Origin of the sequence: Catenovulum maritimum, from assembly GCF_001050375.1 — a bacterium.
In the GTDB taxonomy this organism is placed as follows: domain Bacteria; phylum Pseudomonadota; class Gammaproteobacteria; order Enterobacterales; family Alteromonadaceae; genus Catenovulum; species Catenovulum maritimum.
Map to the genome: position 1 here is coordinate 228,221 of NZ_KQ130482.1, position 25,905 is coordinate 254,125.

At 37.4% G+C, this 25,905-nt stretch carries 14 protein-coding genes; 8 read left to right on the top strand and 6 right to left on the bottom strand.

The genetic code is table 11. The features are described from left to right. Positions 1-176 precede the first annotated feature (176 nt). On the top strand, positions 177-1,832 hold the full coding sequence (locus XM47_RS00775; RefSeq protein ID WP_048688263.1) for a sugar porter family MFS transporter: 1,656 nt from the start codon (positions 177-179) through the stop codon (positions 1,830-1,832). A 121-nt stretch (positions 1,833-1,953) separates the two neighbouring features. Here XM47_RS00775 and XM47_RS00780 read toward each other — a convergent pair whose 3' ends face one another. Both XM47_RS00780 and XM47_RS00785 read right to left on the bottom strand, forming a co-directional pair. Then, the gene (locus tag XM47_RS00780) at positions 1,954-3,606 is read right to left on the bottom strand and encodes a polysaccharide lyase family 7 protein (RefSeq protein ID WP_048688265.1); all 1,653 of its coding nucleotides are present in this window, start codon (positions 3,604-3,606) and stop codon (positions 1,954-1,956) included. A 68-nt stretch (positions 3,607-3,674) separates the two neighbouring features. After that, positions 3,675-5,120: a polysaccharide lyase family 7 protein gene (locus tag XM47_RS00785; RefSeq protein WP_077066424.1), complete on the bottom strand. Its 1,446-nt coding sequence runs from the start codon at positions 5,118-5,120 to the stop codon at positions 3,675-3,677. Positions 5,121-5,550: 430 nt separating this feature from the next. Between XM47_RS00785 and XM47_RS00790 the strand changes: the two genes are divergently transcribed. Together XM47_RS00790 and XM47_RS00795 are read left to right on the top strand one after the other, a co-directional pair. Then, the gene (locus XM47_RS00790) at positions 5,551-8,475 is read left to right on the top strand and encodes a TonB-dependent receptor (RefSeq protein ID WP_048688268.1); all 2,925 of its coding nucleotides are present in this window, start codon (positions 5,551-5,553) and stop codon (positions 8,473-8,475) included. Positions 8,476-8,616: 141 nt separating this feature from the next. Further along, positions 8,617-9,468, top strand: a complete 852-nt coding sequence (locus XM47_RS00795; RefSeq protein WP_048688270.1) for a hypothetical protein — start codon at positions 8,617-8,619, stop codon at positions 9,466-9,468. An 817-nt stretch (positions 9,469-10,285) separates the two neighbouring features. Here the strand turns inward: XM47_RS00795 and XM47_RS00800 are convergent. After that, the gene (locus tag XM47_RS00800; RefSeq protein ID WP_048688272.1) at positions 10,286-11,986 is read right to left on the bottom strand and encodes a VCBS domain-containing protein; all 1,701 of its coding nucleotides are present in this window, start codon (positions 11,984-11,986) and stop codon (positions 10,286-10,288) included. A gap of 367 nt (positions 11,987-12,353) precedes the next feature. Continuing rightward, the gene (locus XM47_RS00805; protein ID WP_048688276.1) at positions 12,354-13,442 is read right to left on the bottom strand and encodes a polysaccharide lyase family 7 protein; all 1,089 of its coding nucleotides are present in this window, start codon (positions 13,440-13,442) and stop codon (positions 12,354-12,356) included. 275 nt (positions 13,443-13,717) lie between these two features. Here XM47_RS00805 and XM47_RS00810 point away from each other — a divergent pair, with 275 nt between their 5' ends. Continuing rightward, positions 13,718-14,725, top strand: coding sequence for a hypothetical protein (locus XM47_RS00810; RefSeq protein WP_053084483.1), 1,008 nt, complete (start codon positions 13,718-13,720; stop codon positions 14,723-14,725). A gap of 78 nt (positions 14,726-14,803) precedes the next feature. Here XM47_RS00810 and XM47_RS00815 read toward each other — a convergent pair whose 3' ends face one another. Next, positions 14,804-15,535, bottom strand: coding sequence for a FadR/GntR family transcriptional regulator (locus tag XM47_RS00815; RefSeq protein ID WP_048688278.1), 732 nt, complete (start codon positions 15,533-15,535; stop codon positions 14,804-14,806). A 241-nt stretch (positions 15,536-15,776) separates the two neighbouring features. On the opposite strand from XM47_RS00815, the gene XM47_RS00820 reads away from it, so the two are divergent. From XM47_RS00820 to XM47_RS00835, 4 genes are all read left to right on the top strand, one after another. Beyond that, entirely contained in the window at positions 15,777-18,836 is a 3,060-nt protein-coding gene (locus tag XM47_RS00820) for a TonB-dependent receptor (protein ID WP_048688280.1), read from the top strand. 166 nt (positions 18,837-19,002) lie between these two features. Then, entirely contained in the window at positions 19,003-19,338 is a 336-nt protein-coding gene (locus XM47_RS00825; protein ID WP_048689147.1) for a cupin domain-containing protein, read from the top strand. Positions 19,339-19,346: 8 nt separating this feature from the next. Continuing rightward, entirely contained in the window at positions 19,347-20,618 is a 1,272-nt protein-coding gene (locus XM47_RS00830) for an MFS transporter (RefSeq protein WP_048688283.1), read from the top strand. Positions 20,619-21,004: 386 nt separating this feature from the next. Beyond that, the gene (locus XM47_RS00835) at positions 21,005-22,192 is read left to right on the top strand and encodes an iron-containing alcohol dehydrogenase (protein WP_048688285.1); all 1,188 of its coding nucleotides are present in this window, start codon (positions 21,005-21,007) and stop codon (positions 22,190-22,192) included. 563 nt (positions 22,193-22,755) lie between these two features. Here the strand turns inward: XM47_RS00835 and XM47_RS00840 are convergent. Further along, complete coding sequence (locus tag XM47_RS00840; RefSeq protein ID WP_245623393.1) at positions 22,756-25,635, bottom strand: chondroitinase-B domain-containing protein; 2,880 nt, start codon at positions 25,633-25,635, stop codon at positions 22,756-22,758. Positions 25,636-25,905 lie beyond the last annotated feature (270 nt).

Here is a 25,905-nt window from a genome sequence, read left to right on the forward strand (position 1 = left end):
GAGTAACTAGAATAATATGTGATAAATATGCTTAATTTTATAAAATTTACTTTTTGCTAGATTAATACACACATTTGGTATATTGTTAACAATGCACGAGTTGTTTTAAATGTCTACTCATTGATAAACATCAATTATGACCAAAATATGGTTCAACAGTATTTAGAGAAGTAAATATGTATCAATCTAATCGTAACGCTTTGTTATATGCATTTATAGTTTCTATCGGGGGCTTTATTTTTGGCCTAGATATAATGCTAATTTCTGGCACCTTTCAATATACAGGCATAGAATTTGGGTTATCCGCATTAGAAAAAGGCAATATTGCAGCAGCACCTAACTATGGCGCTTTAGTCGCATTGCTTTTGGCTGGCTATTTTTGCGATAAATTTGGTCGTAAGAAAACGCTGATGATTATTGCCGCCTTGTATACTATTTCTGCAGTCGGTTCTGCTTTTGCAACTAGCTATTTTGAGTTATTTGCTGCGAGATTAATCGGCGGTCTAGCGTTTACTTCTCTTAGTTTAGCATCAATGTATATAGGTGAAATAGCGCCACCTAAGATGCGCGGTAAACTAGTTGGTTTAAATCAGCTTAATATTGTAATCGGTATATTGGCAGCGACCATCTTAAATTACTATTTAGTTGATTTAGTTAGCACTGGCTCAGCGCTCGCAAGTTCGATTGGCATGGACGATAAAAATGTTTGGCGTTGGATGCTAGGTCTAGAAATCTTACCGGCTATTTTATGGTTTGGTTTATTGTTTTTAATTCCAGAAAGTCCACGTTGGTTAATGTTGAACCATAGCGAAGAGAAAGCTCATTCAGTGATTGCCAAGTTAGTGCCGCCGAAAGAAGTAGAATCACAGTTTAAACAAATTGTCGATAGTCTCAAAAGCACTGAGCATTCTTTAAGTTACATGGAACAGATGAAGGCACTGTTTAGTAAAAGCATGCGTATGGCGCTTGTGATTGGTGTATTAATGGCAGCGATTCAAGCTTTATCCGGTATGAATGCTATCCTGGCATTTATGCCTATGATTTTCCAACAGGTCGGTGGTGGTGAGTCTGCTTTCCTACAGTCAATTTGGGTAAGTTCGATTGGTGCTTTATTCACTGTTCTTGGTTTGTTGTTAATTGATAAATTAGGCCGACGCAAAATTTTATTAGGCGGCTTAGTGACCTGTGCTGCTAGTATGTTGTTGGTAACCTATGGTTTTTATGATGCGACTTATGTCATCCCGTTAGATGGTTTAGCTCAGTTGTCTGCGACTATTGATACGAGTTTATTAAAACCTTTAGCAGGTGTTATTTATCAAACAGACACTGAATTCAAACAAGCTGTCATTGCAGCTATTGGCCAAGCAGATTTTGTTAAAGTTGAAAATGATTTATTACTCATGGCGACTAACATGCAAGGCATGCTGGTTTTAGCTGGCATAATTACTTTTGTTTGTGCATATAATTTCTCATTAGGTCCTATTTTGTGGATATTATTTTCAGAGATATTCCCAACCAAAGTAAGAGCGGTTGCTATTACTTCAAGTGCTTTAGTTGCAACTATATTTGGTGGAATCGTTGTACCTACCTTTTTCCCTTGGCAATTAGAGAACTTAGGTGCAACTAATACCTTCTTAGCTTATGCCGTATTTTGCATAATCGGCTTTGTGATTATGGCTAAAATTGCACCTGAAACTAAAGGTAAAACAATTGAAGAAATTGAAGATCTTTTAGCCGGGAAGTCTAATTCAAAAGAGAAATCTGGATCCGTGGCAGAAAGTCAAACGTCAAACTTTGAAACTAAACCATTGAACATGGAAACTTCTAAATAGCTTAAACCAGCGCTTTGGTACTGGTTATACTTTATAAGCTTTACCCAATAAAAAAGGCCATCATATCCATGATGGCCTTTTGTGTTTTCATGCCCTAAAGCACAGATATTGTTAATGAAAATTAGTCGTGAATTACTTCAACTTTTGAGAACGTTGCTTGGTAGACATTGGTTGAACTTGAGCTTGGTTTTTCTTGCGGATATAAACCGGCTTTAAAGTAAAAATCAGCATCTTTCCAATCATTACTCAATTCGTTACCAAAAGTGATAGTTTCTGTTACACCGCCGGCAGATAATTCAATACCCGTATTCGTCATTTTTATGCTGTAATCAAAAAAACCAGAAGAATCAACATAACCTAAGTTAACACTTTGTGGTGTTGAACTTGACGGTGTTTCATTATAAATAACTCGGATAGGTTTATTATCACCTTCCCAATGCAACTTGATTGTTGCGTAGCTAATGTCGTGACCGTGGATCTGACCAATAACGACTTTAGGGCTGCTTGGGTTATAGTTATCGATTCGGACAGTCGCATTTAAAGTGTGATCACCACCGTAAGACCAATTCGCACCACTTGTGCTTTCACATGGTGTCCAGTTATACAGTTCACGTAATTCTGAACGTATGTACGATGTATTTGGCGTTTTACCGTCTAAGTTCATTGGCACTTTAAAGTGTAAGCCTTCACTATCAGACCAGAAATAACTATTCGATAAATCTTCATCAAACACTTCTTGAGTACAATTAGCTGGTGAGATTTCAGCTGCAGAGCTGGTATTACCATCATCGTAGTAGGTGTCACCGTTTACAGGTAAAGTGACTTTCCAGCCATCCCAATCAAACCCAGTAGTAGGCGTTGATACTTTAGTTATATCAAGCCAATTTAAGTTGAAGTCACTACCTGTGACTTCAAGCCTGATTGTATGATTACCTTTAGATAGGTTACCTAAACTGATGCTTTGTGTTGTCCAGTTTTGCCAACCACCTGTATTAGTTACACTAATGCTCCCCAAGTTGTTGCCATCTACAATTACATCAAATTGACCTGTTGAGCGTAAAGAAGCTAAGCGAATATCTGCTTTAAATTCGCCTGCACTTGATACAAAGATAGGGTATTCAAGCCATTCTCCAGCTTTTATCCAACCGACATTATAGCCACCATCTGCATCAGATGTATTCTGAATATCTACATTATCTGCACGGTATTGCCCACCTGTATTACCTGAAGTTGTATCATAAAAATCGCTATAATTTTCAGCTTGGATTTTTGCTGGTACATTGGTTGTACCGCCAGGGCTTGTCGCATCTGAAAATTCTACGTCAGTGATACTATTCCAAGTATTAGAAGTGTTACCAAAGCCTTGAATTCTAAAGTATCTTGCCGTTACATTCGATGAAAAATCAAATATTTCGAGTGACGTTGTGCTGCCTGAGCTGCCACTGCTGCTCGCATCTACTTGAGTTGTCCAACTCGAGCCGTCGTCAGAGCTTTGAATTTTAAAGTAAGTTTGTCTTTGATCACCTTTATAAAAAGCAATCTTTAAACCTGACAAAGTCGTTGAGCTACCAAAGTCGTAACGTAACCATTGACTACCATCGTTGCCATTAGCTGACCAACGTGTACTAAACGTTGGGTCATCATCTATGCTATTTGCCGCTACGTTACCATCGTTACCATTGTCGGTAACTGCTGTAGGCGTTGCTGCAATCGCAAGGTTAGACATCCCCAATAATGCCAAACTTAGCGCAGATAGTTTTAGTTTTTTTTGCATGTTATTACCTTTGTTGTTTTAGTTTAATGAACCGCAGCTTGAGTTGCGGTGTGTTTGGAATACATGAATTATTGACTATAACCTTGGTGGCTATTATTTAATCGATAGAAGGTGGCTTGAACATAATCGTTACCGTCACCTGTGTTATTTTGGTTGTAGACCCCAGCTTTAAAATACATATATTGGTTTGCTAGGGTGTGGTAACCACTGTTGCTCATATCTACGGTTTGAACTACATCTGATTTACCATCACGAAAAATTGAAACAGTTAATATATTTGCCGTTACTTTAATTGAGTAGCTAAATACTTCGCCTAAGGCGATACCGTCAGAGGGTTCAGACGCAGAACTAGAACGGTCACCTATCAGGTTGTACCACTGTTCAGAATTACCATTGCCTGGCTCATGCGCTAAGTAAATGGAGCCTTTGTTATGACCAGGAAGTAAGCGGTAATATAAGCGTGCAGGTTCGTCATCAGTTGCGTGTATTTGACCTACAATCACACGGCCTACTTGAGATGCACTACCTGTTGTTGTGACTTTATCTACTTTGAGAGTTGCAGTTAATTCGCCATCTACACCACCAGCGGCAGCTTGATCAGATGCTGAATAGCTTGAAAATACCCAGTTGTTCTTATTGACGCCTTGAGTACTTATATTGGTATTACCCCGACGTAACATTTCACGTAATTCAGATCGAGTATAACTTGTATTGGTTGAAGTTTTTGGCGCGTCAATAGGGGCTTTAAATACCATACCTCCGTCGCTAGCGGTGTAAAACCAATCATTGTGAATATAGCTATCTGATAAGTTTTTTTCACTTATCGTGTCCGACTTGCCGTCGTTATTATTGTCTACTGGCACACCTAAGGTCCAATCTAACAAATCAAAATTGCCAGATGGCGCTAGGCTAGGGTCGAGATCTTGTGGGACAGGCGGTAAGTTAGTGATAGTTTGACCACAACCTCTAATTTTTATTTCGATTAAACTGTTCCAAGTATTCGTCGAATTTCCTAGTCCAGTTAGTCGCAGATAGCGAGCATCTGATTTTATTAAATCTTGTGTTTCATAACCTGAGTTAGAGCCACTTGATTGACCTCCCACCAATACAGATTTCCAATCTGAACTATCTTTGGATGTATCTACGTCGAAGTAAGAAGCACGACTATTACCCATATGCCAAACTAATTGAATGTCTTTAATGGTGACAATTTCATTTAAGTCAAAAGTGATGGTTTTACCAACACCATCGGATGACCAACGAGATGCTTCACCTAAGTTGTTATCAATCGCTAAATCTGGCGTATGACCATCATTAGTACCGTCATCATTTGCAGTACTTATCGATAAATTGATTAATTCATCACAATCTAAATTATCAGGAAGTGAAGGCGTGGGAGTGTTATTTGATATATCAGGCTCGTTATTCATTTCTACTGAGTTACACGAAATAAGCAAGCTGGCAATCAAGCCAACTAAATATGTATTTTTCACCATTTTTATTTTCAAATTCATTACCACTCTAAAATGAAACTTACTAACATTTGTAATTCAATATTGTTATACCAAATTAATAATTGGTCAATTAAAAATGTAGTTTATTTGTTTGTTTTTTGTTTTAAACTTATTTTTAATTATATCTCCATACTCTTATATACCATGGGTTTTAATTTAACTAATTGTTTTTTAATCTTTTATTTGTTTTCCTGACTCATTGGTTCATTAAAAACGAATTATGGAATATCTTTAAATAGTTATAAATTTTAGTTTTATTCTGTATCTAAATGATAATCCCAGGCTAAAACATTTTAATCTTTGTATAACATTTTTCTTGAAGTTGTTTTTATTGTGTGCAATAAATGTAATACATATTGGTTGGTGTTGTTAGTCACATTGAGCCGGTAGTTGTTAAATAAAAATTATAAGTTAAGTATGGGGTACTAGGATGCGATTAAAATTATCAAAAGTTATGCTGTCTTTATTGGCTGCAAGCAGCGTATCAACATTTGGTTATGCCGCTGAAAATGAAGAACAAATTGAAAAAATACAAGTTACAGGTATTGCTGGAAGCTTGGCCGAATCAGCTCGTTTAAAACGATTCAATCCGACAATTTCAGATTCTGTTGTAGCAGAAGATATTGGTAAATTACCGGATAACAACATTGCAGAAGCACTTCAACGAATTACAGGTGTTTCGATTAAATCTGACTTTGGTGTCGGTGAATCAGTTACGATTCGCGGTGTGAGTCAAAATTTAGTGCTTTTAAATGGTCGTTCTACATCGGGTCCAAATCGTGGCGGCATAAGCTTAGATGATTTTCCGTCAAGCTTTTTGAAAAAAGTAGAAGTTATAAAATCACCAACACCTGAAATGTTAGAAGGTGCATTAGGTGGTACTGTTAATATGGCAACGATTCGTCCACTAGAATTAAAAGAGCCATTAACTGCTATTTCTATTGACGGCGAATATGCGGATAAAACAGAAAATTTAGGTCCTAAAGTTAGTGCTGCTTTTGGTCGTAACTGGGAGTTAGGTGGAGCGGGCACATTTGGTGCTAACATAAACTTTGCTTACCAAGATCGCGAATTACGTCGTGATGAATTTTTTAACAAAGTAAGTATGGTTGATGATATTGACTTAGACGGTGACGGTTCGGTTGATGTATCTGGTGGTCCAAACGGTAAGTTCCAATTAAGAACAGAAAATACCCTTGAACAAAAGAAAGAGCAACGTGAGCGCACGGCATTCGGCGTTTCACTCCAATGGGCGCCAGAAAGTGCAGATGCTAATATTTATTTAGATATCAGCAAATCTGAGCTAGACGGCGGTCAAGAAGCTTATTCAATTCTTGACGTTGCTGGTGCAGTAAAGCCAACTAGTAATTCTTTTTATGATGCAAATGGTATGTTGCAAAACTACCAATTAGAAAATGTTTTCGTAATTCCAAAAACTTGGAGTGACTTTACCGCATCAGATGCATCTTCAAATGCAATTGGTGGTGAATGGTACATTACTGACACGGTTAAGATCTCGAGTGAGTACTCAATTTCTAAAGCGGAAGAGCTACAAACCGCTTCAGAATTTAACCTACGTCCTATTAGCCGTTCTGGTTATCAAGCAGATGGTAGCGTTGCTGAGCATAAAACGACAGTGACAGTTAATCACACCGATAGCAAAGTACCTTCTCTTGTTTATGATGACTCAACTATTCTAACGGGTGCTGATAATTTAGTATTTCGTGAGATGTACCATAAAACAATCTCTACAGATAACCAAGAATCAGCGTTTAGATTTGATGTTGAATTGACAGATTTAGGTTTAGATTTCTTATCTAAAATTAAAGCGGGTGTTCGTACAACTGAGACTGAATACAGCTCTTCACGCTTTGATTTAACATATAACGGTAGCAGTAACCTAAAAGATTCACATAAAAAAGCTAAATACAATGGTGTATTAAAGCCAACTTGGATCGACAGCAGTATTATTAGCGATAGCTTCACCACGTTTAATCAGAGCAACACTTTTGATCAAACTGGTTTCGCTGGTGCAAATGGCTTGTCGACTTATCGTGTATACGATGCTTCAATTTTGAGTAATAACGTTGAGCAAACTTTTGCTGAAGTTCAGCAAATTTTAGCGGGTTCTGATCGTGCGTTAACAGGCTCTTTAGCTGACAATATGACAGAAAGTATTAATTCTTATAAAGAGATCGAAGAGACTACACGTGCTTTATATACTCAGTTCCATGTCGAATTTGGTGATGTAAACGCAGTTGTGGGTGGTCGTTATGTTGAAACTGAATTAACTTCTAGTATTGTTGATTATGTAGATGCAAACGGTAATAAAGTTTTAGATACAAAAATGAATGACTATAAAGACTTTTTACCTAGTTTGAATGCTACATATACCTTAACTGACTCAACCTTAGTTCGTTTTGCTGCAGCGAAAGTAATGAGACGTGCTGATTTCGATGACTTAAGCCCTTCTTTGGTCATTAACAATGAGAAAACTTCAGGTACAAGTGGTTCATACGAGTTAGAACCTTACCGTGTAACTCAATATGATCTATCTTTAGAGCATTATTTTGGTGACGGTAATTTAGTGTCTGCAGCTATCTTCTATAAAGATGTTGCTTCTTTCACTGAAAACAGAACAACGTGTGTTGCGGATTCATCAACAATTACAGGTCAGGGCACAACTCAGTGGTCAACAATTTGTTTATTAGACACTGCAGGTGTTAATAAAGGTGAAATCGTTACACACTCTAATTCAGATGCAACTGCTGGTGAAAACTTTGTTATCGCTAAGCGTAACGACGGCTTAACGGGTATTCAGATTGCTAAAGAAGTGAACGGTGGTAGCGGCGAAGTAACAGGTTTAGAGTTAGCTTACCAGCAACAGTTAGATATGGTGCCTGGTTTAGGTGTGAACGTAAACTACACTTATGCAGATAGCTCTCAACCAGACGGTAATCCATTATTAAATATTTCTAACCATACATTTAATGGCCAAGTTTACTGGGAAAATGATGGTTTCCAACTTCGTTTAGCTTATAACTGGAGAGATAAATTCTTAGACACTCAAGTTGAGAAACGTGTTGAAACAGTTGGTGCTCTTGGTTTAGGTATTAAAAACTCTGGCGACCCAACTGCGGCAGGTTTTGATCCTACAGTGGGTAATAATTACAGAAATGCACGTGGTCAGTTTGATTTTTCTGCAAGCTACGACTTAAACGAGAATGTAACTTTTGTGCTTAATGCAGTTAACTTAACAGGCTCACCAATTAGTTATTCAAATGAATTAAACTCTGATTGGAAATATAGTGAAGCAGATCGCAGATATACTATGGGCGTTCGTGCTAAGTTTTAATTGATTAATAATAAGTACTTCAAACTTAAAATCCGATGAGTCTAAACTCATCGGATTTTTTCGTATGGGAACTCCATTTTTATTCTAAACAGCTAGTTTCCGGCCACTATCAATTTAATCCACTGTACTGGATGGTTAAAAATGCAAAAAATCTTTTCGTTACTCGCTTTTACTTTGTTCAGTGTTCACAGCTTAGCGGATGATCAAGTATCACCATGGTTACTGCTCGATAATTTTGAACACAATCAATTAACACAATGGCAAAAAGCCGATACCCAAAATCAAACTAAGCCTAAAATCGAAAACCCACAAATAACTGAAATACGCCAAGAGGCTCAGCAGAATCAAATAAATCATTATCTGATTAAAAAACCAGCCCAAGATGGTGTTGTCGGTAATCGTAAAGCTTTAACATTTTCTCCTTTACCAAAAGCAATTGAGGTCGGGGAAACTTATACCTTTTATTTACGAATTAATGTTGAATCATTTCCAAATAATCATGCTTTTGGCATTAGTAACCTGGCTGCTGAAGAAATTAAAAAGCAGGCTTACAATGCATTTGAGCCTACGTTAAGAGTTACAGATAAAGCAGAGTCCAACGGGTATAAAAATGATGGCGCATTAATGGTTAAGATAGATAGTGAGGACAAGTACAGGCAATATGCTAATGTACAAAATTATCAAGCTAAGCGGTCTGCTAAGCCATTGCAAATCGGGTCCTGGTATCAAGTTTGGTTTGTAGTCAACAACGCTTTAGTGTCTGAAGGTGGACAAACTTATGATGTGTATATGCAAGGTGGTGAGTTTACCAATCAAACTTTAGTATATAAAGGTGCTAAATTTAGAATGAAACGAGAGCAAGCGCTCATCTATTTTTTCGCTACCTGTAATACAGGTCCACATAAACAAGCTTATGGTAATGGTGGTTTAAAGTATGACGATATATATATGAGTAAAGGTTTAAACTTAAGTCTGCCTGCGCTGAAATTTTAAAGATACTGCTACAAAATCGTTTTGAATTATATTTTGACTAAAAATACTCATAGAATTAGCAATTTCTTATCCAGAGTTAAAGTTGAATAAACAGAAATTTGTCTGTTAGCTGGCTAACAGGTAAATAGTTGGATTTCATGCGTAAAGCTACTGACGCTGTAGCTGAATTTTTGCTATTACTCACAAAAGTACCAAGTTCAACTACCCTAGTATTCACAAAATAGCCCAGCCTTGAACAAGCCTTAAAAACTCGTCAACAATCAATATAACCGGCAGTATAAGTTGAAGCTGCAGCTTTGAACTAATTTGTTAATTAATAATTTTTATACAGTAATAGAACAGAATGATAGGGAGCACACCTGTTTGCTTTCGCTGAAACCTCGTTGTGGTACTTTCATCAATTCTGTTGTCGATAAATTAGGTAACTTCTACTCTGGATAACAACTTACTTTCTTGAGAAACTTTTTCCTGATAACTGCGTTTAATTTTCTAAGAAAATATACCACTCAAAAAGTAAAAATTGAATAACATCAATAACTTTATAGAGTTATCGAATTTCTTATCCAGAATTAAGGTTAAGTAAAAACAGGTAAGCTGTATTATCTCAATAGCCGTTCGACAGAAGCAAATTGTTCTAATGTGCTGTTTTAGAAACAGTAGGTTAAGAGCTATTAGTATGTTTATCTAGGTTTAACTAATACTCGTTTTTAATGAGTGAAGCACATTCCAGAATAGATCTGTGTTAGTTTGGATTAAGGTAAAAAAAAGCCGCATTCAAAATGCGGCTTTATCTAACATGTTTAACTTAGACTATGAGTTATTTTACTGCAACAAATGCTTCATTAGTTGCTGAGTCATTGTAAGTAACAGACAGATCATAACCTGAAGCAAAGCCTTCAAAATCTTCAGACCATTCTAAAGCAGTCGCTGCTGTGTCTGAATAAACTTTAATGTCGTCATAATAAACAGCACCGTTTACCGTAGAGCCATTATCGCTTAATTTGAAGACTAATTTCTCAACACCAGATGCGATTGAACTTAGATCATTACTGAAAGATGAGAAAGTACCTAACCCAGAGTCAACACCATTAATTTTTACTGTCACTAATGGCGCCGCTGTTGTATCCGTTGCGTCCCAAGTCATTTCAACATTAACCCACTCTTCAAGAGTGAAAGTTTGAGTAACAGAGGTGCTCGCATTACGGATTTGGAAAGTACCATTACCAATTCTTAAATCGACTAGCGCATTGTTTGTTGAAGTAGAGCTACCCCATAATGCGATATAAGCTTCTTTAGCCGAACCACCATCAGTTAATACTTCTTCTTTTAAGAATCGAGCAGTTATTGTACCTGTCGCTAAAGGATTCGCTAATTTATGACGTAACTCACCTGAATCTGAGCTATCTGTATCTGTAATTCTAAGTACGTTACTTGGCGCATTAGTATCTACTAAGCCTGTGCTAACTTCAGCTACGAATGCTTCATTTGTTGCTGAGTCGTCGTAAGTAACAGATAGATCATAACCTGAATCGAAGCCTTCAAAATCTTCAGACCACTCTAATGCTGTACCTGCTGTATCAGAATAAACTTTAATATCATCATAATAAACAGCACCATTTACAGTTGAACCATTATCGCTTAATTTGAAGACTAATTTTTCAACACCAGATGCTAATGAACTTAGATCATTACTGAATGATGAGAAAGTACCTAACCCTGAGTCAACACCATTAATTTTAACGGTTACTAATGGGGCTGCTGTTGTATCCGTTGCATCCCAAGTCATTTCAACATCAACCCATTCTTCAAGTGTGAAAGTTTGAGTAACAGAAGTGCTCGCATTACGGATTTGGAATGTACCATTACCAATTCTTAAATCGACTAACGCATTATTAGTAGAAGTAGAGCTACCCCATAGTGCAATATAAGCTTCTTTAGCCGAACCACCATCGGTTAATACTTCTTCTTTTAAGAAACGAGCTGTAATTTTGCCAGCAGCTAAAGGATTCGCTAATTTATGACGTAATTCACCTGAATCTGAACTATCTGTATCAGTAATTTTTAATACTTTAGTTGTTGCTGCGACTGGATCAGGTGCTTTACCTGTAATCGTAATATTGATTTGAGCTGTTACGCCATCAGCCGATTTTACAGAAATCATGTCAGTCAATGTATCTGACGTACCATCTAAAGCCATTACATCTGCATTACTCGTTGTCAGTGTATATACCCAGCTTCCATCGTTTTGAATAGAGAAAACGCCGTAAGTTGTTGCAAGTGAAACTTGGCTATCAACTCTGTCTTCTGCAGTATCAGGGTCTGTAATTATAACAGTACCAGTTACGTCGGTTGTGTCATCAAATTGAACACTTTTATCTAAATCACCAGATAAAATTGCAGGTGTATTAATCACCGGAGTGGTTACAGGCTCTACATCAGGTTCAGAAGTAGTATCTAAACTACATGCTGAAAGCAGAAGAAACATGCCTATTAGAGTCATATTGTTTTTGGTCTTCATGGGTTTTATCCTCGTTAATTGTGCCGCTAGTGATGTTAGGTGACATACACTTAAATTCAATTTGTAAAACAGATTGTTTTCTCAATTTGTATTGTGATCCCCAATACTTCTCTCACCAAATTGAGATGGTTAATACAAATTTCATAACAAAATTTGAAAGCCATGATTATAAAATACAACAAAACCTAAACATTTAGCAAGTTGTTTCTTACATTAATGACAAACAATTGTGTAATACACTGTGTTTGTCATTAAATAATCAAAGGTCAGCGTATTAGTTAAAGCTAGGCTTTTCATGGAGTAAAAAAAACAGCCGCTCGAGAGCAGCTGTTATCCTAAATTTGAATGTATGCTCTAATAACCCGTATTACATAGCTGGTTTACTGCTGCCTACTTTCAGTTTAGTGAATGTTACTTGCACGTAATCGCCATTTGCTTTGTCTGTTTTCCAATCACCCGTACCAGGACAAGCGGTATACCATCCACCAGGTGCATCTTTAGTACTACATTGATTATATGCACCTGCTTTAAAATAGTGCCAATCACCTATGTAACCACCTGGGTGATCGAGTTCATCAACTTTGCCATAAGCGTCAATATTGTTTGACAAATCAATAGAATATTTGATGGTAGGCTTTCCTTTAGCACTGAATTCTAGATGCATAATATTTTCATGAACATTAATGACGTAATTAAATTCTTCACCTAGCGCAATGCCATTTTCAGCTGGGTCTGTAGGGTTTTCCCAAGTGTAACCCCATACAGGGTAAGCAATGTCTGTTCGGTTTGGATCTTCTTTAGGTAAGTTTCTTTCATAGTTCCAAAACACGGATCCCGTGTTATGGTTAGGAAATTTTTTGTAATAAATTTTAATCGGCTCATTACCCCAACCAAAGCCAAGTCCTAGATTTATTAAATTACTATCTTTACCCGCATGTATTTGGCCGACAACAACTGAGTAGGCTGGATTTTTATCAGGATATCCTGCTCGTTTAGAAACATGGTCAACTTTTAAAGATGCTTCTAACATTCCACCAACTTTTGCAAATCTATCTGACAAAGGGTGCGCTTTAATCGCAAAATTGTTAAGAGGGTACTTAGTTTTTATTTTGGTATTTGTGCCCCGTAACATGTGTCTAAGTTCACTTCGGGTATTAGAAGAACCACTTGTGGTGATCGCCTTATTTGGTGCGGCAAAGACCATATGGCCATTTTCATCCACATAAAAATAATCTGGATGTGAGTAAGATTGAATTTGTTTTACATCTATTTCGTCAATTTTACCATCCCGATTGCCATCCATTGGTAAGGTAATTTTCCATTCACTTAAATCAAATTTTTCAGCCGGAACTAGACCGCTTCTTGACTGACTAGCAGTCTCAGTTTGAGTCGATGTACATGCCGCTAGAGCAGAGGCTATAACAAAGATAGGAGTTGCAATTTTTAGTACGCGCATAAGATTCGCCTTATTCGATTTTTAGTGCTGCTAGCTTGTAATAATTTAATCAAGCACAAGCCTAGCTGGTTTAAATTGATTGATACACTCAATCCATTTAACAAATATAGACCATTTTTTAGTCTAGGTTATTTTAATTAAATGCTGTTTTTATGATTACAGGTGTGTAATACATTTGTTATTATGGTGTAATACATTGAGGTTAGTCAATGCGCAGTTTTAAATATTTTATATTTACACTGGTTTTATATATTTAAACTTAAAGGTGTTGTGTCATGTTAATGATAAGATTTGTAAAGCAATTGGTTTTGTCTTGTTTTGTATTAATGCTGTGTAGTTGCGGGGGAAATTCTACGGAATCTAATTCTGCCATAATCCTTGATGATTCCAGTTCGGGCAACCAAGGTAATGGTCAGCAGGGTAGCGGTGGTTCTGGGCTAAATGCGCAGAAGTTTATTCCAATACAAACCTTTACTTTGGATTCAGATGGTCCGAACCTTGGTAAAACTGCCTATCAATTAATATGGCAAGTATTTGGAGTTGGCTCTATTGAATCACCAGACTTATATAGTAAAGACCACACTGAAGTAGAGCATATAGTTGAAGCAACGGATGATGTTGTCGGGCATTACTTTAATTTTTTAGCACATAGAGACTTAGATTATAACAAAGGTGTTGTATCAGATAGACAAAGAAATGAAATCAAAGCGTATGACAATTCAAACCCCAATTTATTAGGGTATGAAGGAGAAACTTTTCAGTATTCTTGGAAGTTTAAAGTATCAAGTGAATTAGAATTATCGAGTAAATTCAGCCATTTTTTCCAACTGAAAGCAAAAAACGCAGTTAATAGTTTTGCCAATGGTGATGACGATCAACCTATTGTAACCATTAGCGGTGTAGAGAAATCTGCCAGCGGAAATGAATTACAAGTTAGGTATAGTAAAGGGACTGACACCTTAGGCGTGATGACTTCTGATGTATATCTTGCGAAGTTAAACTGGGGCAGTATAACAGATGAGTGGTTGCAGATATTTGTTCAGGCAACTTATGCTGAAAATGGTCATTTAGTTTTAGAGATAACAAGATTAAGAGACAATAATAAAATTTTATCAATTGAAGAAAGCGGCATAGATTTATTGAGAGCTAATGACAGCAATGACTTTGTCAGACCTAAATGGGGTATTTATCGCTCAATTAGTGAGGCAGAGAGTTTAAGAACGGATGAGGAAAAGGTTTCTTTTGCAAATTTTGTCGTAACAAAAGGTGTTTTACAAGAATAAGTTAATCGAATGTAGGCTAAGAATAAATGCCGACTGTTTTTACAATCGGCAAATCAAAGTAAGACGTTTACCCTAATATCAACTTAAAATGTGTTCAAGTGAGTAAAGCTGTCGAGTCGCTTGAGACTTTTGCTTAATTTCCTCAAGTGCTTGAATTTCACTTGCTTCAAACAGCGCGTTGATTAAGCGATTAAAATGTTGGTGCATTGCACTTCTTGCTTGTTCTGGATTTCGAGCTTTAAGTGCTTGATATATTTGCTTATGTTCTTCTTTTCTTTGTGCATTACTTTGTTGGCAAATATGGCTGTGTGCTTGTTTAATATGGGGCTGGTTACGTAGTTCCCATAAATTTTTAATTGAGTGAATCAAAGCTTTGTTATGCGTGCTTTTACAAATCATTAAATGAAACTCTCTGTCTGCTGATTCACTTAATTTTTCATCATCTAATTGTTCTACCAAATCTTCAAGTTTGTTTAATTCATCTTCTGTAATTGAAGATGCAGCTAACGCAGCGGCTTCACCTTCAACGAGTGCCCGACACTGTGTCAGCTCAAATGCAGAAATGCTGCTTACTTCGCTCTTATCAACCTTATCTTGGTTGATGACATAAACACCGGCATTTGTTCTTACTTCTACACGGCCTCTAACTTCTAATGCAATGATGGCTTCACGAAGCGTAGGACGACTAACATTAAATAATTCTGACAATTCTCTTTCAGATGGTAATCGAGTTCCAGGTAAATAAGAGCCGTTATTAATACCTGCTTCAATTTTTTCTACTACGCTCCAAAACAAACGGCGACTTTTCACAACGCATACCTCTCTCAATCGACATATTATTTTATTAACATCTATCTTAGCAATATTGTAAAACAAAATCTATATTTATCAGCAGCGGTAGGTATTTAGGGTGTTACCGAATATTTACAAATTTAAACATTTGTTATCTTTGTAAAACAATTAAATCTATTTGTTGAGATAAAGTGTTTGACAATTGTGTTAGTTGCATTTAGATTAAAGTGAAACACTGTGGTCAGTCAGAGGATTCATAATGAAACAAGTACTAACAAAAAATAAAATAGCAAAAGCGATTAGAAATGTATTGATATATGGCGGGCCAATCGCCATGTTGTCTGTTGCCAATCAAAGTGCATATGCGGCAGAAAATACAGATGATTCGGGTGAAGCCCCTGAGGTGATTCAAGTCACTGGCAACCGAGCTACTATGAATCGCTCATTAAATGAAAAGAAAAATACAATCGCTGTTGTTGATGCAATTGCTGCAGCTGACTTTGGTGATTTACCGGGGTTATCTTTATCTGACGTAATTGAAAATATCCCAGGTGCTTCTGGCCATAGAGAAAAAGGTAGCCAAAATGAAATCTCACTTCGTGGTTTAGGTTCATTTTTAGGCTATGCAACTTTTAACGGTCGTTCTATTACTAATGCTGGCCCAAATCGTGCGGTTAACTTTAAAAAATTCCCTTCTGAATTAGTCGACAAAGTTGTTATTTATAAAACACAGCAAGCCGATTTGGTAGAAGGTGCTGTATCAGGCTTAATCGATGTTAGCTCGTTAAAACCAGTTGCCTATGGTAAAGAACAAACCATAGTTGAAGTAACAGGTGTTTATAACGATGGTGCAAACAATATCAAAGGTGAAAGCCCATACGGAAAAGAATTTTTATTCTCGACGGTAAATAGCTTTGAAGTCGGTGAGGGGGATTTAGGTTTTAGCTTAGGTGTTACTTACTCTGATTCTGCTAACCCTGAAGAAATTTATACGACTAGTTCAAATTTGAACTTGTGTGGTTTACGTAATGCAGATGGTACTGAAATAGGCGGCACGGTTAACTGTGATTCGGATCCAAATCGAGGTGGCAGTGCGCACTCTATTCATAAAACGCTTGATAAAGCTGAATCGACAGCTGCAATTAATCAGTATGACCCTACTAGCTTATTTATGATGCCGAGTAGTTTTGCGTACCGTACGATTGAAGATGATGACGAGAGAAAAAGCATAGTTTCTGCGATTCAATATACGCCTAATGAGTTTTGGGATTTTAATGCAGATGTGGTTTATTCTGAACTTGAATATTTAGAACAACGCCATGAGCTTGCTTTGTCAGATGTTCGATACGGTCAAACAGATCATATAATGAATGACGAGCATGCACTGGTTTACTTTAAAGGTTCTTCAAAAGCTCAGCTCGTTGGCGAAAGACGAAGCCAGTATGATGAATATACAGGCTGGGGTTTAAAAGCCAGCTACACGCCTAATGCTGATTTAAAAGTAGATTTAGATTTATCTTATTCAAACTCTTACCGTGAAAGAATTCGCCATTTAGCACGTTATGAGACTAAGAATCAACAAACTTTTACTTGGGATCGTCGAGATACTTTAGTACCTAACTTAAGTTTTAATGATGCTAGTGGTAATGCTTACTGGGAAGCAGGTTTTGATAGTGCAACAGCTTTTGATCCTTCTAGTTTAGACTCGTTAGATCCGACTATTGATACTATTCGTTACTATCGAGATCTTGAGGAACGCGATGATACGATTTATGCCGCTCGTCTTGATTTAGACTACAACGTAGGTGGTTCATTTATTGATAGCGTTAAATTTGGTGTTCGTTATTCTGAAGAAACTATGTTGGTTGATGAAGATGCTAAGTGGGCCAAGGCTCTGGTACCAACCGATACACAACCTGAAGAATTTAAATCGACTGATTCAAGTGCTGGATTAGCTGATGATCTTGAAGAAGCGCTTGCAACTGACGTTAAAAATAATTGCTTGAGTGAGTTTAATAACAAAGATTACTTTGGTGACGTATCTGGCGGTAATCCTGTAAATGGTTTCTTAATCATGGATGCTGAGTGCGGTATTGCGCAAATCTATGATAGAGATGAAGCAGATCCGACGCAGAGAACTTTCAGTGACATAGGCAATTTAGCTGAGCGCGAAAGCCCTGGTGATGTTGATGCCCAAGAAAATATACTAGCAGCATATGCTATGGCAAATTTTCGCAGCGAGCTAGGTAGTTTACCAATTGAAGGTAACTTTGGGGTTCGAGCTGTTAGAACTGAAACAACTTCTTTAGGTTGGAATAATGGTTTGGTCTTATCTCGCGGTGAAGATGGTTCTTATACAGTTGGTGTCGCTTCTGAAGTCGACTCTACACCGATTGTCACTGAAGCTGATAATTTGAGATTTTTGCCAAGCGCCAATATTACTTTTCACTTAAACCAAGACTTAATGTTACGTTTAGGTGCGTTTAGAGCTATGTCGCGCGTTGCACTACAAGATATGTCTTCTGGTCGTGTGATTAACTTTAATAATTCTGATAATGAAGGTCAGACAGTACAGAATATTAATGAAATCCCTAGTTTGGCTGGTGACATCATAGGCGGTAATCCTTATGTCGCACCTATGATGTCATGGAATGGTGATGTTTCTTTAGAATGGTACCCAAGCCAAGATGCATACTTAAGCTTTGCTTATTATTGGAAAGAGTTTGATGCTGTGTTTAGAAGCTCTAAAATATATGAGAATTTTGATGTTGCGATTCCTGACGGCACAACAGCGACTTTTAGCTTACCAGTTCTGATTAATGATGTTGAAGATAAGTCGTCTGTAATTCAAGGTTTTGAGCTTTCAGCGCAGAAGCACTTTAGTGAATTACCAGCACCATTTGATGGTTTAGGTGTAAAAGCAGCTTATAACTATTCTGATTCAGATTATCAAAGAGAAGATCCAAATTTCTCTGGTTTATTAGAGCCTTCAAATATGTGGGGGAACTCTAAAGAAACTGCATCAGCGTCTGTTTATTGGGACTTTGATAAGTTGTCATTAAGATTATTGTATAAATATCGTTCTAAATACTATCAGCCTAGTAACTTGTTTGACACAAGGTCTAACCGTTATGTAGATGATGCTGAGTATTTCGATTTCAGTGGTAAATATAAGATCAACAAAGTATTTTCAGTTAGCTTGAAAATGTTGAACTTATTAAATGAACCGAAAGTGCAAGTTCGAGGTGTAGATTCAAGCATATCAGAAGTGTCTTCGACAGGAACTAAAGTGTTCTTATCTGTCGCTGCTAAGTTTTAATCACACTGATTAACTCCTCAGCGGAACATTTCACTTACCTACTTTGTAAATGTTCCGCTTTTTTTAGTTTGGCCTTTTAACCATTAATTATTAATGGCTATGTATAGGAAGGCCATATTCACACTGCATCAGCCAGATGGGCAAAATTTTAGTAAGAGGTATAAATATGCAACAAAGTGAACGTTTAATTAAATCAACTGACAATGAAATTGTTGATTTAGGTGAAGGGTTAAAACGCCAATTATTAGGTTACAACCATGAGCTGATGTTAGTTAGAGTATGGTTTGATAAGGGCGCAGAAGGGTATTTACACAAACATCCTCATTCTCAATCAACTTATATTGAAAGTGGTGTGTTTGACGTTCATGTTAATGGAGAAGTGAAGCGTTTGTCAGCAGGTGACGCTTTTTTTATTCCGCCAGAGGAGATGCACGGTGCGGTTTGTATTGAAGAAGGCGTATTAATAGATACATTCAGCCCGATTCGTGAAGATTTTCTGTGAGGCAAAATATGTTTATAAATAGATTAAGATGGGCAGTTGTATCCCTTATCGCATTAGCAACGGTTATCAATTACATTGATCGATCTGCACTTGCGGTAATGTGGCCGAGTATTGCATCAGATTTAGGTTTAGATAAGTCTGATTATGCGAATATCATGACAGTTTTCATGGTTTCATATGCGATTGGTCAAGGTGTTTTTGGTGGCTTGTTCGATAAGTTAGGCGCTAGAATCGGTTTTACTATCTCTATCGGTGCATGGTCAATTGCGACAATTTTGCACGGTATCGCAACCACTGTAACTTCATTTTCAATATTTCGTTTCTTACTTGGTTTCAGTGAAGCTGGTAACTGGCCTGGTGCGACTAAGGTTAATGCTGAGTGGTTTCCGGTTAAAGAAAGAGCTTTAGCTCAAGGTATATTTAATGCTGGTGCTTCTATTGGTTCTATTATAGCTCCGCCGCTTATCGCTGCGTTATATGCTTTTATTGGCTGGCAAGCAACGTTCTTCGTTATTGGTGGAGTAGGTTTGTTTTGGTTAATTCCTTGGTTATATTTATATAAAGGCACACCGAGTCAACACCCTATGCTCGCTGAAGCAGAACGTCAGTATATTTTAAGCGGCCAAAAGCAAAATAATGCTGATTCTGACGCTGAAGAGTACGTACCTACTTACCGTGAAATGCTTGGCCACAAACAAGCTTGGAGTGTTGTATCTGCTCGTTTGTTCATTGATCCTGTTTGGTGGTTATTTGTTGCTTGGTTACCTTTGTATTTGAATGAAAGATTTGGTTTTGATGTAAAACAAATTGGTGCGTTTTCTTGGGTTCCTTATGTTGGTGCTATGTTTGGTGCATTGCTGGGTGGTTGGATTTCAGGTCGCCTCATCGGGTCTGGTTGGTCAGTTAATCGAGCTCGGAAAACTGTCATTGGTGCTGGCTGTTTGATTATGTTACCTGCTTTACTTGCAACTATATATGCAGAAACGCCAACTATGGCTGTTACTTTGATTGCCTTTATTTTATTCGGCTTTCAGGTGGTAATTGGTAATATTCAAACACTACCTAGTGATTATTTCTCAGGTAAAACGGTTGGCTCTTTAGCTGGTCTTTCTGGTGCGAGTGCGGTGTTAAGTGTTATCGTTGTTACTCAGTTGGTTCCAGTATTATCTGCTAATGGTAACTACTCTGTAGTGTTTGGCTTAGCGGCTACATTTGTTCCACTGTGTTTCATATCCGTTTTATTCGGTGGTAAAATTAAAGCTGTTGTGGCTAAACGATAAGCTGATTAATCCTGAGCTCTCCTAAATGAGTTCGGGTTTAATAAAATCTTCTAATGGTGTAAGTGAATTTAAATACTCATTTACACCATTTTTGTCTGTCCTCTTATAACAATCTCTTTATTGTCTTTCTCCTTTCTACAAACTAAATGTTGCTATCAATCAAATTTTTTATTTTTGACTGAATTTCAGCTAGATTGTATTACCAAATTTATTGTTTTTGTATTTAAGATTTTTATTGGTTTTTTATTAATTTTAACAACCTTTTTATCTTACCAAATTAAAAATATTGTTTGACAAATTGTAGGGTTTTTATAATACTTATCACATGACAATTTAACGATTAGTTTAAATTGTTAAGTTTTCTAACAGAATTGATGAGGTGTACGATGACTCCATTTGAGTGGAATTTCCCAACAAAACTGGTTTATGGACCAGGTCGTTTAAGTGAAGTAGGTCAAATAGCTTCTGGCTATGGTAAAAAAGCAATGATCGCGACTTACGCGAAAGGTAGTCCATTAGATCCAGTAATAGAACAAGTTGAATCAGCGCTTTTAGCTGCTGGTTTAGAAGTGGTTATTTTCACTGGAATTGAGCCAAACCCACGCGCTCAAACTATTGATAAAGCGACAGAGCTTTTCTTAGAAGAAAAATGTGATCTTGTTATCGCATTAGGTGGTGGTAGCGTTATCGATGGTTCTAAATATATCGCTGCAACAGCATTTTCTGGTGGTAAATCATGGGATTATGTTGTTTTAGGTGATCGTACACCTAGAGAGTATACAGGCGCATTCCCAATTATCTCTATCCCAACTATTTCAGCTGCTGGTTCTGAATGTAATGCTGGTGGTGTTATTCAAAATGCTGAAACAAACGAAAAGAGTTTCTCACGTTCACCATATCGTATTCCTAAAGAAGCAATCGTTGATCCAGAAATCTTAAAATCTGTACCATTGCATTTAACTAAAGAGAGCTGTATCGATATATTCTCTCACTTGGTTGAACATTATTTATCAAGCCATGACGAATCAGAATTTGCTGATCGTATGACAGAAGGCATGATTTTATGCTTAATCGATAACTTCGAGAAGATAGTTGACGATATCGAAGATACTGAAGTTCGTGGCCAATTAGCTTTATGTTCTATTTTTGGTTGGTCTGGCTTCCAAGCATTAGGTCGTTTAGGTTGTATCCCAATGCATTCAATTGAAATGCCGTTGAGTGCACACTATGACTTACCTCACGCTAGAGGTATGGTAGTGGTTATCCCAGCTTATTTTGAGCATATGGCTGCTTCTTTACCACATAGATTTGCGAAACTTGCGAGACGTTGTTTTGGTGTTACTGAGTCTGATGACTTGGCGGCAGCACAGTTATTACACGTTAAAGTTAGAGAATGGTTCAAGCGTATGGATTCATACTTAACGCTTAGCGATGTAGGCATTCCAGACGACAAGTTTGAGCAAATGGCTGAAGATGTTGTTCGTATGTTCCCTGGTGGCGCTCCTGATAGCACAGCCGGCCCTCGTCCAATTACAAAAGACGAAATTGTTAAAATGTACGAATTGTGTAAATAGTAGATATTTTCATAATCAGCTAAGGAGCTGCATTTGTATTTTTTACGAATGCAGCTTTTTCGTTTTAAACCTTTTATTTTTGTTTTTTAGCTTTTGATATAAGCCTATATTTCCCCAATTTATATTGCTGACAGCTCTGACAGTTTACTAAAATCCGTTTAATTCACACTTATCTTGCTTTTGTTAAATTAAGTTCAGTTCAGCTTGCTCAGTACTAGCCCTGCCTTTAGTTATCGGAAGTTATAGGGAGATAAGTTAATAAGTATTGTTAAACCTTCTTTAAAGCAAAGTTTGTACCTAATGCGGGGCAAAATCAGCCTCTCATTCAGTCCGCTTTTTAAATTAGCAAAATAGCCGTTTTACAAATAACAAACAGTTTAAAATTGTCCGCAAAAGAGCAACAGAACTTAGCTATTGAGAGTGATTGTTTTAGTGATGATGGGGGATAAGTACAGAGGTGATTTCTTATCTAGAGTTAAGGTTAACTAAGACAATGGAATGAAAGATAAAGGGCGATATAGATTTAGCTCTATTATTCACCCTTTAGAAATGTAGCTAAATTTTTAATCAGCTGCTGCTTCTGACTCACTCGGTGATAAAGGATGTGAGACTAAGCGTATATTATCAAAATAAGCCTCAGTGCCCTCTGTAGGAGCTCCTTGAAAGCTTAATTCAAATTGATCGACTCGGATTTCAGTACCATTGGTCGAATCGAATTGGGCAAAAACAGTTAAGGATGTATTTGAGCCAGAATCAAAGCTAAATTCATCTTTATAAAAACTATCATCACCTTTTGTTGTGCCTGCAGATTTTAATGCGGAATAGACAGACTCGATACTAGCAAGCCAATCGGACGTGACTGAAATATCAGTGTTGGTTGATACGCCGAAATGAATTGATGAATCGTCGTCACTTTCTTTGTAAAGATTGTACATTGACATAGTGTAATAAGTGTTTGGTTCCACGGATACAGTTTGAGCAATATACGGGTTGTGAGGCGTACCTGTATCAGCGCCAGCGTTCCATTTAAATTTAATCGAGCCATCGGCACCACCTGCAGAGTTACTTGACTCTTGCACTTGGCCTATTCCTGTACCTTCAACAGAAGTCCAACCGTCATCCCCATCATCAAAATTAGGGTTAACTAGACCGGCTTTATTCTTGACGAAATCATCTACCGAAGCTGTGATGACAGCAGAGGTTGCATCTCCTGAGTTAAAACTAACAGACTCAAAGCCATAAGAAGTTGAGTTTCTTTCAGCGGCATAAGTAAACCCATTTAGTAGTATGGATAGTTTAGCTGCGCCTCTCATAAAAGCAGATAGGGTATAATTAGTATTGGCTGTCAAACTAACTGTTTGTGTAACATTGGCAGAATTAGTATCCAGCTTTAAGCTTTTACCGCGTGAAAATACTTCGTCTGCTGCTGTTGTGATACTTGCACCATTATTTGTCCAACCGGTAAAGTCTCCGGTATCAAAGTCGTGGTTGGCAATATTAACTTTCTCGACGTAGATTTTACCCGGAGTTGGACGGTAATTTTTAGGTCCTACGTCAGCTGATGTAAGCGGTGCTAATAGGTTTGTATCAGCTAAGATTTCATCTGCACCAGATGCAGTAACACTTGAACGCGTTTGTCCGTCCATATCAATCGTAGGTAAGGTGAAACTACCTGTGTTGACGACAGCTGCCGTTAAGCTTGGGCTGTTTGTACTTGGACGATATAAGCCATCGTTTGCTTTTTCCAATTCTGCATCTAATTCAGCAAAGCCTGTAACAGATGTTAGACTATCCTGATCTGAAAATGCCTGACCATAAACATAGTTACCATCAAAAGTTGATCCGGCAGGCATACTCTCACCATTAGTGCGAATCACAGGACCAATCGCATCTGAGATTATATTATTGACAAAATAAACGTTTTTAGGAGCTTCGTCGTTATTACCACCGTATACATTTAAACTGTTTACACTATCAACAATCGTATTGTGCGCAACCAAGATATTCTCTACATTTTGATAGCCATTATCTGTATCTCCAGCACCATCACCTGTTGTTAGTACAATGCCACCGTTCCAGTTAGAGCTTTGGAAACGAGCACCTTCAATATAATTATTGGTGACTATATGGCCGTCATCAACTAAGCGGATCCCACCAGAAAAAGGGTTATCATCACCAAAGATAAAGTTATTACTAATATTGGCTTCTGCACCATGGCGTGTCACGATTGAACCGTTACTATCTCGAACCGTATTATTGCGAATTATATTATTTGCTGATTTGTTTGAAATAATTTCAGCCTCACCTTGAATACGCTCAAAGTAATTATTTTCGACAATAGTATGAGAAGGTGCAGAATGCGTTGTGCTTAAACCTAAGCGAATACCCTCGTACTCGTTGTCACTACTTCCAGCGTAAGCTTGACCAAATGCTGGTGGACGATCACCAAAATAGTTATGATCGATTTGTCCATAGTCAGCTGGGAAGCCATTTGTATTGAAATCACTCTCAGATGTCCAGCGAGGGAACACCATTAATGCGCCGCGCGATTCTTTACCTGAGAACCAACTATGATCCACTCGGTTATGGTGGCCATAAAATTCAACCCATTTTGAGCTGCTATAATCACCGGCGTCCATGTCAATCACGGCAACTTCGGTAACACGGCAATAACTACATTCAGACTCTTTCTCAAATTTAATGATTGAACTACCTGACTCACCGTCTCTAAATACAAAACCTTGTAATACAATGTACTGGCCGCCTAAGCGAGCTGATATTTCACCACCTGTAATAATAGCTTTACCTGGGTTTTCAGCTGCCACTGTGATTGGCATGTCTTTAGTACCTTGGCCTTCAACGCGTAATTCAAAATCACCCGTATAAGTACCATCAGCCATACACAAGGTATCTCCGGCAACTAGGTCTTCGGCTGCATCTTCGAATGCTGAAATTGAATTAACGACTTGAGTACAATATACGCTAGGTACACTATCATCACCAGAGACTGGACCTGTATCCACGACAACAGGATCAACACCTGTGATAGTAATAACTAGATCTGCGCTAGTACCATCTACAGAGCTGATGCTAATCGTATCTATTAATGTTTCACTAGCAGATGAAAGGGCTGAAACAGCATTGTTTGAAGTATCTAATTCGTATGTCCATTCGCCCTCGGCATTAATTGAAAACGTACCATAGCTTGTTATCATATCATTTTGAGGTACTGCCGCTTCTTCTGAATCATCATCGGAATCATGAATATATATTTCACCTTCCACTTCGTCGGTTAAATTATTAGCGATTATTTTAGTTAAACCCGAAATTGAAGCTGGTGTATTTGAAGTATTATTTTGTTTTTCAGCGTCATCTTTTAGTTCGACATCTACGCAAGCTGATAATGACAATAGCATGGCTAATGTTATTAGATTTTTGTTCACTTTTTTCCCCTTTGTCATATTTCCTAACCCTTTTTTGCTTAATTTTTTTGTAACGTTAAAGCGCTAAAGGCGAGTTAATTTATTCTCACCACAAGTGAATATAACAAAGGTAAAACATTAATCAATATTTTAATTTACAAAAATGTAATACATTTTTATGTGTTTTGTCAGTTTTGTTGTGTTTTTAATACGCAGATTAGGAGTTATTGATCTTTGTTTATAATTTGAGTTGAAAGATAAATTATTTCAGGCAAAGCAGAATTAAGAAAA

What these genes read in the sequence shown, in the direction of transcription:
- XM47_RS00775 (WP_048688263.1), top strand. Translation starts at nt 177, where the DNA reads ATGTATCAATCTAATCGTAACGCTTTGTTATATGCATTTATAGTTTCT.
- XM47_RS00780 (WP_048688265.1), bottom strand. Translation starts at nt 3,606, where the DNA reads ATGCAAAAAAAACTAAAACTATCTGCGCTAAGTTTGGCATTATTGGGG.
- XM47_RS00785 (WP_077066424.1), bottom strand. Translation starts at nt 5,120, where the DNA reads ATGAATTTGAAAATAAAAATGGTGAAAAATACATATTTAGTTGGCTTG.
- XM47_RS00790 (WP_048688268.1), top strand. Translation starts at nt 5,551, where the DNA reads ATGCGATTAAAATTATCAAAAGTTATGCTGTCTTTATTGGCTGCAAGC.
- XM47_RS00795 (WP_048688270.1), top strand. Translation starts at nt 8,617, where the DNA reads ATGCAAAAAATCTTTTCGTTACTCGCTTTTACTTTGTTCAGTGTTCAC.
- XM47_RS00800 (WP_048688272.1), bottom strand. Translation starts at nt 11,986, where the DNA reads ATGAAGACCAAAAACAATATGACTCTAATAGGCATGTTTCTTCTGCTT.
- XM47_RS00805 (WP_048688276.1), bottom strand. Translation starts at nt 13,442, where the DNA reads ATGCGCGTACTAAAAATTGCAACTCCTATCTTTGTTATAGCCTCTGCT.
- XM47_RS00810 (WP_053084483.1), top strand. Translation starts at nt 13,718, where the DNA reads ATGTTAATGATAAGATTTGTAAAGCAATTGGTTTTGTCTTGTTTTGTA.
- XM47_RS00820 (WP_048688280.1), top strand. Translation starts at nt 15,777, where the DNA reads ATGAAACAAGTACTAACAAAAAATAAAATAGCAAAAGCGATTAGAAAT.
- XM47_RS00825 (WP_048689147.1), top strand. Translation starts at nt 19,003, where the DNA reads ATGCAACAAAGTGAACGTTTAATTAAATCAACTGACAATGAAATTGTT.
- XM47_RS00830 (WP_048688283.1), top strand. Translation starts at nt 19,347, where the DNA reads ATGTTTATAAATAGATTAAGATGGGCAGTTGTATCCCTTATCGCATTA.
- XM47_RS00835 (WP_048688285.1), top strand. Translation starts at nt 21,005, where the DNA reads ATGACTCCATTTGAGTGGAATTTCCCAACAAAACTGGTTTATGGACCA.